Source organism: Streptococcus parasanguinis, assembly GCF_016648855.1.
Lineage (GTDB): Bacteria > Bacillota > Bacilli > Lactobacillales > Streptococcaceae > Streptococcus > Streptococcus parasanguinis_L.
On the sequence record NZ_JACLQU010000002.1, the window covers coordinates 1 to 13,381 of the forward strand.

The window sequence follows — 13,381 nt, forward strand, 5'->3', positions numbered from 1 at the left end:
TCTAAAAGAGATAAAGGAATTAAAGCAAATAAAAGGTAAGTAAATATTAACTAAGAGAACTAGCTAACTAGCTTAAGTAAAACATAACACGGCCATGATTCATGAGCCGTGTTTTTGTATGAATGTACATTTGAAAAATTTTTAGTTTTTAGTAAAACTAAAAGTTTATGTACAATTGACTTAACATGAGCTAAACAATTGATACAACTGAATTAGAAGCATAAAGTACATTCTTTAAGGAGTGTACTTTATTTTTATTTTGTACATTATTTTGAAGTGTTATTTTGTATATTTCTAGTTCATAACATCATCTGATTTAAGGAATTGATTTGTACATTTTTACTCTAATAGGTGCAGAAGAAGTAGTGGTTCAATTGTACATTTTTTGCTACTCATTTAAGGTCTTGGTCTTATTGATAGTAAGATATAGATTTTTACTCGTGGTGCTAGTTAATCTCAAAGTATTTCAGATTATAAGTCAGTGCAATTTGCTCCATTCTCAACTGCAATCCTGTTAAGCCTCTAGCTAGTGTTTGTTCGACATCAAAAAAGCACAAAGTTCTGAAAATCGAGTTTCAATAGTCCGTCTCATAGCCATTAGTTTCCAATGATTATGTTGTTTAGCTCTTACCATATTTTGACGTAAAGGCGTCCAAAGATGGTAACTTTTCTGTTTCAACTGTTCTCTGAGTACATAGTTAAGATATGCTAAATCAGCTAAAACATAGGATTGAGAACAATTTTCTAGTAAGTCATCAACTGCCCTAATATCATGTACTGAGGCAGGCGTTACAACATAATTCAGAATATAGCCTGATAGGGTGACCAGCATATGTACTTTGAATCCATAGACCCAAAGGTGCTTAGAGGAATTGTAACCAATGTCGGCTAGTTCATTAAAAACATGTGCTCTATGGTTACGGACTAGTTGACAAAGTGATAAGGGGAAACTATCTATGATGACAATGTTATTGGGAGAAATTTGAGTATTTATGGCTTGCCGAATAATTTGGACTAACCAAATCAACTGCCTTGACCGTCGGTTAAACCGACTTCTTTCAAGGAGACACCCACAAGGATTCTTGTTTAGAAGCACCGAATCAATCAAGAAGGAGCATCCTGAGGTTCCAGCATTTGAAGAATATGACGAGCTACTTGAAGCAATCAAAAAATCCCTATAAAGGGATTCTTTTATACCTATAATACCTTGTGCAAAATAGTCGTATATATCAAAATCAGAGTCACGTTACCTACTATTAGACCAAAAGTAGCAAGCAAGGTCTTTGATGTACCTGGCTTAAAATCTGCACTAATCAAATATGGCCAAAAGCATACTATTGGGAAAATGGCTATTAACACGCATACATAGGTAGGAATGCTTGTCCAAAGAAAGCGTGTCGTCTCTAACCAGTGACCCCATGAAGGTATCACTATTTTGCTTATAGTGAAAAGTATGCATATAAGGTGGACCACTAGAAGATAAATAGCATACTTTGTCTTACTTAGTACTTTTTTCTTTTTCATTTTGCCTAATTATCCCTGCAAATTCTTCTATCGCTCTGCTGCAATATTAGAACTAAAATTAAAATTAACTATATCATTATTCGAATCAAGGTCTAAATTCATAAAATAATGATTCCAAAAGAATTCATTGTTACCTGCTCCCCACTGCACGCCATAATGACCCAAATATTCATCTCTTGGCTCGCTTGGAGTCAGCCATATTTTTTTCCCAAATACTTTCGTGAACTCGTTTTCGTCAAGCTTCTTTAGCAAATCTATACCATCTATATTATATGGAATTCCATATTTTTTAGCAGCTGCTGTGCATTCAGAATCGAAGCAAACCTGCGTAACTACACAGTCCTTCAGCTCCGTACTCTTCCTCTTATCTCCGTAAACACCTATACATCCGAGAACTACATTCTTCTTTACAAGAAGATAAGTCGATCGCGTAACTGCTGAGTCATATGGCTTAAAGCCGTTTGGTACGCTAACCCCCGATCCTTGGTATTTAGAATAGCTTCCCGTTGTCAAAAGCTCATTATAATTAGGATAATCATGTCTACCATTTGACACATAGATTTCAAACCCCTGGTCTATCAAATCCGAAATCTTAGTCTCTGTAAGATGAATTTCAGTTCTGTCAATTTTAAGTGGAGGTGCGTTATCAGGTAGACCTATAATTATATATACAAACATCAAAAACACGAATATCATAAGCACTGCAACGATACCTATCCAAGATTTCCCGGTTCTCCTTCGTGCATTGAAAAGCGCCATTATAGAAGGCGTGATTATAGCAGCACCAATTGGCGCCGCCCCATGACGGAACATGCCCATGACCTTAAAGGCAATTACAGCGCTAATTAGTATTAAAACTATGTGCACTGCATACTCTCCTACGCTTAGCTTACTCGTTCTAGTCTGATTATTTGCTGGGGCATCGTACACTGGAACACCGTTCTCAAAGGTGTTCTCCATTCTATAACGCAGCCAAAACAATATTCCAATAAACACAACTGCCAAGAAAACTAGCATTCCGATAAAAACTAATTTTTCCATATGTAACCTTTTGTCTGACCTAATTATCGTCCATCAAAATTCATATCTAGTCTACCACATTACAAGAAATATTAAAAGAATAGGATTATCTTAATAATATTTTATTAGCAAATCCAACTGAAATAACTGAATTAAGTAATACTAATGTATGGTGGATATGTAAGGAAAACTCAAATCATCGATACAAACTTAAAATTAATGAAAAAATTAAGTATAAAAAGCGCTCATTAATAAGTTGCCCAATTTGCAAAGGTTTAAGAAGAAAACAGGAGCATTTTGTTAGATTAAAGATATACTAGAGAATACTAAAATCAAACAAAGTAAAAACACTCTAAAGTTCATTAAATTGATTATAGAGTGTTTTTTGTTGTCAAAATGTACATTTGAAAAATTTTTAGTTTTCACTTAAATAAAGTACATTTTACAGAAGATGAACGGCTTTAAAAATTTCCAGTGTTCACTTAAATAAAGTACATAATTGAGTGTAATTAGCTTAAAAAATTTTTTTGGTTATTTTTGGTAATAGATAGGGATACAAAACAGTCCTATATAACCCCTATAACATCTTTCCGAAAAACTATAATTTTCTTGAAAAATATATCTGGCTATGCTATACTACTAGTATAGAAAGATTTGGAGAAAAACATGAAACGCGAGATCTTATTAGAACGTATCGATAAACTCAAACAAGTCATGCCTTGGTACGTCTTAGAATATTACCAATCAAAACTGGCCGTTCCATATAGTTTTACGACCTTATACGAATACTTTAAGGAATACGATCGATTTTTCACCTGGGTCTTGGAATCTGGCATATCAGATGCTGACACCATGGCTAATATTCCCTTAGACGTTCTGGAGCACATGACCAAGAAAGACATGGAATCCTTTATTCTTTACTTACGTGAACGTCCTCTGCTCAATGCCAATACGACGAAAAATGGGGTTTCCCAAACGACCATTAACCGTACCCTTTCGGCACTTTCTAGCCTTTATAAGTATTTGACTGAGGAAGTTGAAAACGAGCAAGGGGAACCTTATTTCTACCGTAATGTCATGAAGAAGGTTGCGACCAAGAAAAAGAAAGAAACCTTGGCGGCTCGAGCTGAAAATATCAAGCAAAAACTCTTTTTAGGTGATGAGACAGAAGGTTTCCTGAACTATATCGACCAGGAATACCCTCAAACACTCTCAAATCGCGCCTTATCTTCCTTTAATAAGAATAAAGAACGAGATTTAGCGATTATCGCACTCCTTCTTGCCTCTGGTGTCCGTCTCTCTGAAGCCGTTAACCTAGACCTTCGTGACCTCAATCTTAAGATGATGGTGATTGACGTCACTCGAAAAGGTGGAAAACGAGATTCTGTTAATGTTGCTGCCTTTGCGAAGCCTTATCTAGAGCAATATCTCGCTATTCGAGACAAACGTTACAAGACAGAAAAGACTGATACAGCCCTATTCTTAACCTTGTATCGAGGTGTTCCAAACCGGATTGATGCTTCTAGTGTTGAAAAGATGGTCGCCAAGTATTCTGAAGACTTCAAAGTCCGAGTGACGCCCCATAAACTACGCCATACATTAGCAACGCGTCTCTATGATGCAACCAAATCACAGGTTTTGGTCAGCCACCAGCTGGGACATGCCAGCACACAAGTTACTGACTTGTACACGCATATCGTTAATGATGAGCAGAAAAATGCCTTGGATAGTTTATAAAATTACATAACGTAAATTATGTAATATATTAGTTTTAAAAAGAGCGATAGATTTTTTGAATGTCTACCGCTCTTTTATACTTTCTATAAAAATTCGATCCAATAATTACGGTGTGGCTCAATAATGACTGGTTTTCCCCAAAATGATTTTAGATAGGCCAAGTTTGCAGGGGTGACGGGTCTTTTTTCACAATTGTACTTCTCTGCACTCTCTTCTGTTAAAAAGCATTTAACAGCTTCATATGGCGTACCATCGTTAGCTGTTCTATCAATACCCATATAAGCAATTTCATCTCCGGCCTTCGGAAAATCTGTAAATAGTTTACCAATAAAATAAACCGTCTTATCTTTCATTAATTCATAAGCCTTACTATTTTCCAGTCTGTTATTCGCTGCAGCGTACATAATACAAAAACTGTCCACAATATCTTTTAAAGGCATTAATTCTTCTTTACTGACTATAATTTCGTCGGGAGCAAGTCCGCCAAGGATTAAATTTTTATAATGAGGTTGCTGGATGATATTATCTAAAGCCATTCCTAATGGTAGTTGGACAGCTTGATAACCTAATGGTTCGAGCTCTTGCTTTTTCTGGTCAAGGTGTTCTTGTGTAATACTGACATTTAAATCGTAAGGACTGGAAGGTTGTTGTTTGCTAAAAAAAGCCACTACTATACGATCTAACTGTTCAAATAGACCAAGATTTTCCACTGGAATTTTCATCATCGAATTTAATCCCCTTTTTTGTTCAGATTTCCTCTATATTGTACACTCATAGTTTTCGAATATCAAGTTTAAGATAAAAGATATCCATGTTAAATGGATATCTTTTACTTTATTCCACCACTGCTTCAGCGATTTCCTCTGCAGTGATACCTGCAAAGTAACGACCTAGGTTAATGGTTCGAAGGGCTTTGAGGACGTCTTCACGTTCGTATTTAACGCCACGAAGAACCTCTTCTACTGCTGCAACGTCTTCAATACCGAAGAAGTCACCGTAGATCTTGATGTCTTGGATTTTGGATTCAATGACGTTTGCGAAGATTTCCACCTTACCGCTAGGGAATTTAGTGCCACGACGGACATTGTATTCAGGAGACTTTCCATAGTTCCAGTCCCAGGTACCGAACTTGGTTTCCTTGATACGATTGATTTCAGCCAATTCTTCATCTGAGAAGACATATTCTGTCATCTCAGGGTATTCTTTCTTCATGTAGTCCAAAAGCAAGTCACGGAACTCTTCAACCGTGATTTTTTCTGGCAACTCATCGATGATATTGGTCACACGAGCACGGACTGATTTAACCCCTTTGGACTCAAACTTGTCTTTAGACACCTTGAGAGCATTGGCAAGGACTGACAAATCAACGTCAAAAAGAAGGCAACCATGGTGCATGATCCGACCATTGATGTAAGCTTGGGCATTTCCACAGAATTTCTTGCCATCAATCTCTAAGTCATTACGACCTGTAAATTCAGCCTTCACTCCAAGCTGAGCCAAGGTGTTGATCACGGGAGTTGAGAAGCTCTTGAAGTCAAAGGCCTTGTTTTCATCTTCTTTTGAAATGATGGTGTAGTTGAGGTTGTTCAAATCGTGATAAACAGCCCCACCACCACTGATCCGGCGAACCACTTCAATCCCATGCTCCCGAACATAGTCACGGTTGATTTCTTCGATAGTATTTTGGTGGCGACCAACAATGATAGAAGGTTTGTTAATCCAAAGAAGGAAGATTTGATCTTCATCCAAGAGGTGCTTAAAAGCATACTCTTCTAAAGCAATATTAAAAGCAGTATCATTTGAATAATTAATAATGTATTTCATAAGATTCCTTTATATACGATAGAGACTGGTCCAGCATTTGCTGTCCAGCCATTCTATCATTTCAAATATTATTTCTTCTTAGGTGAGTGAACAGCCAAGCCGAGTACATCCGCAAAGGCTTCGTACATCACTTCTGAGAAGGTTGGGTGACCATGAATAGTCTTGAGCATTTCTTCCACAGTGATTTCCATCTCAATGATAGTAGAAGCTTCGTTGATCAATTCAGCAGCTGCTGGACCAATAATGTGAACCCCAAGAACTTCACCATATTTCTTGTCTGCAATGACCTTAACAAAACCTTGAGCCGCATCTGATGCAATGGCACGTCCGTTAGCCGCAAAGTTGAATTTACCGATTTGGACATCATATTTCTCACGAGCTTGTTCTTCTGTCAAACCAACAGCCGCAACTTCTGGAAGTGTGTAGATAGCTGCAGGAGTTAAGTTCAATTTGGCAACAGCGTGGTTCCCTTTAAGGGCATTTTCAGCCGCTACTTCACCCATACGGAAGGCAGCGTGGGCCAACATCTTGGTACCATTGATATCACCTGGTGCATAGATACCTGGAACAGACGTTTCCATGTATTCATTGACCTTGATCCGTCCACGATCCAATTCAAATTCAACATCTCCGATACCTTCAAGGTCTGGAACACGACCGATTGAAAGAAGGGCTTTATTCGCGGTGATATCATCTTTACCTTCAACCTTGATACGGAGTTTGCCATCTTCCTCAATGATTTCTTGCAATTTAGTATCCGTCAAGATGGTCATACCCTTGCGTTCAAGGATCAAACGAAGGTTCTTAGATACTTCCGCATCCATAGCTGGAACGATGCGGTCCATCATTTCGATAACCGTAACTTTTGAACCAAAGGTCATGAAGGCTTGACCAAGTTCGATACCAACAACCCCACCACCGATGATCACGAGGCTTTCTGGGACTTCATTCATTTCAAGAATATCGTCACTGGTCATGACAAGGGATGATTCCATACCAGGAACGTTAATCTTGCTAACTTTTGAACCACCGGCAAGGATGATTTTCTTCGTTTCAAGCAATTCAGAACCATTGACCAAGACATTCTTATCTTTGGTGATGGTACCGATTCCTTTATGAACATCCACTCCGTAGCTACGAAGAAGTCCCGCAACCCCACCAACAAGGGTATTTACGACCTTGTTCTTGGTTTCAAGAACCTTGTCCATATCCACTGTGAAGTTAGGATTTTCAATCACAATACCACGATTTGCAGCGTGACCGATATTTTCGATGATTTCAGCATTGTGAAGGTAAGTCTTAGTTGGGATACATCCGCGGTTCAAGCACGTTCCACCAAGTTCAGATTTCTCAACGAGAGCAACCTTACCACCTAATTGAGCTGCCTTAATAGCAGATACGTAACCAGCAGGACCCCCACCGATCACTATGATATCATAAGCGTTATCGCTCTTATTGTCATCGTTTGAAGCACTTGCTGTAGCTGGTGCTGGGCTTGCTTCTGGTGCAGCAGCTCCGGCTGTTGGGATATTTTCCCCTTCTTCACCAAGGTAACCGATTACTTCTGTTACAGGAACAGTTTCTCCGTCTCCTTTCAGGATAGCGATCAAGTAACCGTCTTCTTCTGCTTCCAATTCCATGCTGACTTTGTCTGTCATGATTTCAAGGAGCACTTCTCCTTCTTTTACAAATTCGCCGACTTTTTTATTCCACTGAACGATTTGTCCTTCGGTCATATCTACGCCGGCTTTTGGCATAATTACTTCTAAGGCCATTTTATTTTCCTCTTTTTCTTGTTTCTATTCTCTCTCGTTGATTAGACCAACATTGAAATCGGGTCTTCAATCAAGGCTTTCAAGTCTTTCATGAATTTGGCACCAGCCATCCCATCGACAACACGGTGGTCAATGGTCAAGCCCAAGCTCATGATTGGACGAATAACAATTTCACCATTCACAACCACTGGTTTTTCAACCGTTGCACTAACGCCAAGGATGGCAGAGTTTGGTTGGTTGATGATTGGTCCAAATGATTGAACGCCAAACATTCCCAAGTTACTGATGGTAAAGGTTGAGTTTTGCAATTCACTTGGAGCAAGCTTACCATCCAAGGTACGTCCGATAACATCCTTGAAGGCTACGACCAACTCTGACAAAGTCATTTTTTCTGCGTTATAGACAACCGGTGTCATCAGTCCATTGTCCATCCCAACTGCCATCGCTAAGTTGACATAGTTATGAGTAATGATGGTTTTGCCATCTTCTGTCAATGACGCATTGATGTATGGGTGTTTCATCAAGGTCTTAACCACTGCTAGAGAAAGCAAATCTGTTACAGTGACTTTCTTGCCAGTGGCTTCCATGATTGGATCCAATACCTTCTTACGAAGGGCCAACATTTGAGACATATCAACGTCATAGTTCAAAGTAAAGGTTGGTGCTGTCAAGTAAGATTCCACCATCCGTTGAGCGATCACCTTCCGCATTGGTGTCATCGGAATCCGCTCGATCTCACCATAAGGTGTCACATTATCTGGAGCTTCCTCCACCTTCTCGATTTGAGCCGGTGACTTAATGGTCTCATTCTCGATATTTTCAGGAAGGAAAGCAAGGACGTCCTTCTTCATGATCTTGCCACGATGACCAGTTCCTTGGATTTCTTGCCAAGCAATATTGTGTTCTAAAGCAATTCGTTTTGCAAGTGGTGAAATGCGAACCACATTTGTGTCTTTATAGGTTTCCACGTCTTCTTTGTGGACACGACCGTTTGCGCCTGAACCAGAAACATCATAGAGGTTGATCCCAAGATCATCCGCTAACTTTCTAGCCGCAGGAGTCGCTCTTAGCTTATCATCAGCCATGACCTCTCCTATTCTATTATAAGATATCAAGGACGTAGAGGAGAAAGAAAAAATAGGAGATTGACGCTGTGTTCGATGAACACAAGGAAATCTATCTTTTTTTCACAGTCCTCCGTCCGGATTCAGTTATAAGATACTAAGGGCGTTTAAAAGCGACCGAAAAATAGGAAATCGACGCAGACTTCGATGAAGTCAAGGAGATTTATCTTTTTTCCGAGCTTTTAGCCCGTGCTCTAATTTAAATGACATTACATAATTTATGTTATGTATTATTCTTTATTGTACGTTTTACGAATGGCTTCTTTGATGCTTTCAACTGTTGGAATCATTGCATTCTCAAGATTTTGTGCGTAAGGCATTGGCACATCTTCCCCCGCACAACGTCGGATTGGTGCATCCAAGTAATCAAATGCTTCTGATTCAGAAATGATAGCTGAAATTTCACCGATATAGCCACTTGTTTTGTGGGCATCATTGACAAGGACTACTTTTCCTGTCTTCTTGACAGAATTAATGATAATCTCTTTATCGAGTGGGACCAAAGTACGTGGGTCTACTACTTCTACTGAGATGCCTTCTTCTGCCAATTCTTCAGCTGCCTGCATCACACGACGAAGCATTTTTCCATAGGTTACGACAGTGACGTCAGTTCCTTCGCGTTTGATTTCTCCGACACCAAGTGGAATCGTATAGTCTGGATCCACTGGCACTTCCCCTTTTTGGTTGAATTCTGATTTATACTCAAGAATGATTACTGGGTTGTTATCACGGATCGATGACTTGAGCAGTCCCTTCATATCTGCTGGAGTTCCAGGAGCAACAACTTTCAAACCAGGAATATGAGTAAACCATGATTCCAAGGATTGGGAGTGTTGAGCTGCAGATCCAACTCCGTTACCAGCAGCACAGCGAATGGTCATTGGTACTTGACCTTTCCCACCAAACATGTAGCGAGTCTTAGCAGCTTGGTTGACAATAGCATCCATGGCAATAACAGAGAAATCCATGAAAGTCATATCAACGATTGGGCGAAGTCCGGTCATGGCTGCACCTGCTGCTGCACCTGAAATCGCAGCCTCAGAAATCGGACAGTCACGGACACGTTCTGGACCGAATTCCTCAAGCATTCCTACTGAAGTTCCGAAGTCTCCACCGAAAACTCCGACATCTTCCCCCATCAACAATACATTTTCATCGCGACGCATTTCCTCAGACATAGCAAGGATAATGGTATCGCGGAAAGACATTAATTTAGTTTCCATAATTCTCTACTCCCCTTAGTCTGCGTAAATATCTTCGAAAGCTGATTCAAGTGGAGGGAATGGGCTTTCTTCCGCAAATTTTACCGAAGCTTCCACTGCTTCTTTTACTTCTTCTTGGATTCGATCCAATTCTTCTGTGCTTGCAATCTCATTTTCAAGGAGATACTTGCGAAGGTTTTCGATTGGATCTTTCTTCTTCCATTCTTCTACTTCTTCACGTGTCCGGTATTTACCAGGGTCTGAAGATGAGTGACCAAGCCAACGATAAGTGACACTTTCAATCAAGACAGGACCTTTACCAGAGCGGACGTGTTCAACAGCTTTTTGGAATCCTTCATAGACATCGATAACGTTGTTTCCATCAGGAATAAACATTCCAGGAATGCCGTAAGCAGCACTACGCTCGTGGATATGCTTGACATTGGTCATTTTTTTGATGTCAGCAGAGATTCCATAACCGTTATTGATACAGTAGAAAATTACCGGAAGATTCCAAATAGAAGCCATATTCACTGCTTCGTGGAAGACACCTTCGTTGGTTGCGCCGTCCCCAAAGAAGCAGACAACAATCTTACCAGTCTTATGCATTTGTTGAGTAAGAGCAGCTCCTACTGCAATCCCCATACCACCACCAACAATACCGTTGGCACCAAGGTTACCTGCATCCAGGTCGGCGATGTGCATGGAGCCACCCTTCCCTTTACAAGTACCGGTATACTTACCAAGGATTTCTGCCATCATGCCATTCAAATCGATTCCTTTAGCGATGGCTTGTCCATGTCCACGGTGGTTAGATGTCAGCAAATCATCATCGTTCAAAGCCAACATCGCTCCGACGTTAGCCGCTTCTTCCCCAACAGAAAAGTGCGTCATTCCTGGCACTTTCCCTTTTTTTACTAACTGTGCAATTTTTAAGTCCATGCGACGGATTTCTTCCATTTTACGGAACATTTCCAATAAGAGACTTTTGTCTAATGTTGCCATCATTTCGCCTTTCTTAGCTTTTATTCATTCACTTTCATTCTAGCCAAAAATGAAAGCTCAGTCAAAAATAATGCTCAGAAAAATTCACAATCCTAAACACTATAATCATGGAAACTATAAGCTTTCAAAAGGAAATATTTAGTTTTTTCACAAACTTCTAGATTTTTCCATCTCATTCAATAGTCACATAAAAAACCGATAGGATCCTATCCTACCGGTCGTCATCTTATGATTGGCGTTGGCCAAAGTCATGAATCATTTGTTCCAATTCTTCACGACTAGGTGTTGTAAGCATATAGAGGTAATCTCCCTGAAGTTCCGCAAAGGCCGCTGGCATGTCTTTCTTCACACGGAATTGATCACGGTATTTGGCCAGAACTTCTTCCTCTGAAAGAGCATAAGCTGCATTGGCACGACGAGAAGTTGCCAAGCAATAAAGGGGCTCAAACTCAGAAGCTGGGAAAGGTTCTCCTGCTACGATGGCAGCATAACCTCGGTACAAGTCGATGGAATGAGCATAATTGTAGACATCGATCGTAAAGCCACCTGCTGGACGATTATTGTACTCGATTGCAATATAGTCATCCCCATCGCGGAAAAACTCAATGTGGAAGAAACGTTCTTTCATTCCAAAGGATTTGACAACGGCTTCCCCGTATTGACGCAATTTTGGATCCATTTCTTTAAGGACATAATAAGAGTTGTCCATCTTGTAGAGCATCAAATCGAGTGGCGTATGTGCATAGTCAAAGGTAGTTGAAAAGACAATGTTGCCGTCACGATCCACTAGACCATCAAAGGTACAAATCTCGCTAGAAGTGACAAATTTCTCAAAGAAGTACTCTGTATGGCCATCCCACTCAGCCTTGAAATGGTCCACATCTTCTGGCGTTTCGATCTTGAAGGTCGCTGCTGCTCCTACCCCATTGTCAGGCTTAGCAATCAATGGCAACCCAATCTTCTTCACAGCCTTATCAATGTCTTTTTCTTTTTTAATAACAGCGCCTGGAACGACAGGAACACCTGCTTTCTTGAAGAGTTTCTTCATTTCTGATTTGAACTTGGTTTTCTTCAAATCTTTTGGCTTAGCGCCGAAGACATTGAATTGCTCACGAAGCGCCGCATCCAATTCCAACCAGTATTCATTATGAGATTCAATGCGATCGATTGGTCCATGCTTGTAAAAGAGAAAGGCAACCGCACGCTTCACTTCATCCAGATTTTCCAAATTTTCAACACGGAAATATTCTGTTAAACTGTTGCGCAAAGGCTCATCTAACTGTTCATATGGCTCTTGACCAATTCCCAAGACAGTGATCCCTTTATTAGCTAGTTCGATTGTAAATTGTTGGAAGTTTTGTGGGTAATATGGTGAAATAACGATATAATTCATTGAGGTCTCCTCCCTTTTTACTTATAGATACATTTGGCCTAGGAAATATGGCATTTGTTTGCGCCACCATTCCCAATCGTGGGCGACATCATGTCCCCATTCAGCGAACCATGCAGGAATATTTTTGTGATCAAAGGCTTCTTTCAGTTTGTAGAAAGATGGAAGTCCATCTTGTTCCCAAGCTCCTAAACCAGTACAAACAACGATTTCCGCCTGACGATAACGATCGATAAACCAGCCATCATTTTGGTTCCAAATATAATCAGATGGAGAGTTTTGGTAAATGGCTTCATCGCCTCCAAAGTCACCAACAAAGAAACGAGCGTCATAGACACCACTCAAAGCAATCACTTTGTTAAAGACATCTGGATGTTGCAAGAAGAAATTGAGCGCGTGGTAGGCCCCCATAGAGCAACCAGTTGTCATCATCGGATCAAACCAGCCTGTTTTGTGTTTGATAAAAGGAATGGCTTCTTCAATCACATAGCGCTCGTAAGCACGATGCATTTCAGCACGATCGTGAGGATTCTTCCAATCACAAAGCCAGCTATCACTATCCACACTCGAAAGAGTGAAGAATTGAACCCGTCCTTCTTCGATAAAATGGGCACAAGCATCAATCATACCAAAGTCATAGTACTCGTTATGGCTTCCACCTGATGAAGCAAAGACCACAACAGGAATTCCTGCGTGTCCATAGCGATTAACATACATTTCACGGTTAAGTTGGCCACTCCAGTGGCTTAAATGTTCAATATTCATAAGTTTCCTCTTTCT

At 40.1% G+C, this 13,381-nt stretch carries 11 protein-coding genes and 1 pseudogene; 2 read left to right on the top strand and 10 right to left on the bottom strand.

Going from position 1 to position 13,381, the window contains the following annotated elements:
* Nucleotides 1–446 precede the first annotated feature (446 nt).
* A pseudogene (locus tag H7T92_RS01420) lies at nucleotides 447–1,078 on the bottom strand (IS982 family transposase); the annotation flags it as partial.
* 473 nt (nucleotides 1,079–1,551) lie between these two features.
* Entirely contained in the window at nucleotides 1,552–2,565 is a 1,014-nt protein-coding gene (locus H7T92_RS01425) for a hypothetical protein (protein ID WP_049497517.1), read from the bottom strand.
* Between the two features lie 98 nt (nucleotides 2,566–2,663).
* On the opposite strand from H7T92_RS01425, the gene H7T92_RS01430 reads away from it, so the two are divergent.
* Both H7T92_RS01430 and xerS read left to right on the top strand, forming a co-directional pair.
* The gene (locus H7T92_RS01430; protein ID WP_301355111.1) at nucleotides 2,664–2,864 is read left to right on the top strand and encodes a zinc-ribbon domain-containing protein; all 201 of its coding nucleotides are present in this window, start codon (nucleotides 2,664–2,666) and stop codon (nucleotides 2,862–2,864) included.
* A 346-nt stretch (nucleotides 2,865–3,210) separates the two neighbouring features.
* Nucleotides 3,211–4,281, top strand: coding sequence for a tyrosine recombinase XerS (gene xerS, locus H7T92_RS01435; RefSeq protein WP_201036799.1), 1,071 nt, complete (start codon nucleotides 3,211–3,213; stop codon nucleotides 4,279–4,281).
* A gap of 83 nt (nucleotides 4,282–4,364) precedes the next feature.
* Here the strand turns inward: xerS and H7T92_RS01440 are convergent, their stop codons facing one another.
* The 8 genes from H7T92_RS01440 to H7T92_RS01475 all read right to left on the bottom strand — a co-directional run bounded on the left by H7T92_RS01440 (nucleotide 4,365) and on the right by H7T92_RS01475 (nucleotide 13,366).
* Complete coding sequence (locus H7T92_RS01440; protein ID WP_201036800.1) at nucleotides 4,365–5,006, bottom strand: hypothetical protein; 642 nt, start codon at nucleotides 5,004–5,006, stop codon at nucleotides 4,365–4,367.
* 109 nt (nucleotides 5,007–5,115) lie between these two features.
* Nucleotides 5,116–6,105 carry a lipoate--protein ligase gene (locus H7T92_RS01445; protein WP_201036801.1) on the bottom strand — a complete coding sequence of 330 codons (990 nt, stop codon included), beginning with the start codon at nucleotides 6,103–6,105 and terminating at the stop codon, nucleotides 5,116–5,118.
* A 68-nt stretch (nucleotides 6,106–6,173) separates the two neighbouring features.
* A complete protein-coding gene (gene lpdA, locus H7T92_RS01450; RefSeq protein ID WP_201036802.1) occupies nucleotides 6,174–7,880 on the bottom strand; it encodes a dihydrolipoyl dehydrogenase in 1,707 nt (568 codons plus the stop codon).
* A 41-nt stretch (nucleotides 7,881–7,921) separates the two neighbouring features.
* Entirely contained in the window at nucleotides 7,922–8,965 is a 1,044-nt protein-coding gene (locus tag H7T92_RS01455; protein WP_201036803.1) for a dihydrolipoamide acetyltransferase, read from the bottom strand.
* Nucleotides 8,966–9,234: 269 nt separating this feature from the next.
* A complete protein-coding gene (locus H7T92_RS01460) occupies nucleotides 9,235–10,227 on the bottom strand; it encodes an alpha-ketoacid dehydrogenase subunit beta (protein WP_049507789.1) in 993 nt (330 codons plus the stop codon).
* A 15-nt stretch (nucleotides 10,228–10,242) separates the two neighbouring features.
* Entirely contained in the window at nucleotides 10,243–11,211 is a 969-nt protein-coding gene (locus tag H7T92_RS01465; RefSeq protein ID WP_201036948.1) for a thiamine pyrophosphate-dependent dehydrogenase E1 component subunit alpha, read from the bottom strand.
* A 226-nt stretch (nucleotides 11,212–11,437) separates the two neighbouring features.
* A complete protein-coding gene (locus H7T92_RS01470) occupies nucleotides 11,438–12,604 on the bottom strand; it encodes an ATP-grasp domain-containing protein (RefSeq protein WP_201036804.1) in 1,167 nt (388 codons plus the stop codon).
* Between the two features lie 21 nt (nucleotides 12,605–12,625).
* A complete protein-coding gene (locus H7T92_RS01475) occupies nucleotides 12,626–13,366 on the bottom strand; it encodes an esterase family protein (RefSeq protein ID WP_201036805.1) in 741 nt (246 codons plus the stop codon).
* Between the last annotated feature and the right edge of the window lie 15 nt (nucleotides 13,367–13,381).

Bases quoted from the DNA above. Each gene is read 5' to 3' on its own strand.
- H7T92_RS01425 (WP_049497517.1), bottom strand. From the start codon at position 2,565: ATGGAAAAATTAGTTTTTATCGGAATGCTAGTTTTCTTGGCAGTTGTG.
- xerS (WP_201036799.1), top strand. From the start codon at position 3,211: ATGAAACGCGAGATCTTATTAGAACGTATCGATAAACTCAAACAAGTC.
- H7T92_RS01440 (WP_201036800.1), bottom strand. From the start codon at position 5,006: ATGATGAAAATTCCAGTGGAAAATCTTGGTCTATTTGAACAGTTAGAT.
- H7T92_RS01445 (WP_201036801.1), bottom strand. From the start codon at position 6,105: ATGAAATACATTATTAATTATTCAAATGATACTGCTTTTAATATTGCT.
- lpdA (WP_201036802.1), bottom strand. From the start codon at position 7,880: ATGGCCTTAGAAGTAATTATGCCAAAAGCCGGCGTAGATATGACCGAA.
- H7T92_RS01455 (WP_201036803.1), bottom strand. From the start codon at position 8,965: ATGGCTGATGATAAGCTAAGAGCGACTCCTGCGGCTAGAAAGTTAGCG.
- H7T92_RS01460 (WP_049507789.1), bottom strand. From the start codon at position 10,227: ATGGAAACTAAATTAATGTCTTTCCGCGATACCATTATCCTTGCTATG.
- H7T92_RS01465 (WP_201036948.1), bottom strand. From the start codon at position 11,211: ATGGCAACATTAGACAAAAGTCTCTTATTGGAAATGTTCCGTAAAATG.
- H7T92_RS01470 (WP_201036804.1), bottom strand. From the start codon at position 12,604: ATGAATTATATCGTTATTTCACCATATTACCCACAAAACTTCCAACAA.
- H7T92_RS01475 (WP_201036805.1), bottom strand. From the start codon at position 13,366: ATGAATATTGAACATTTAAGCCACTGGAGTGGCCAACTTAACCGTGAA.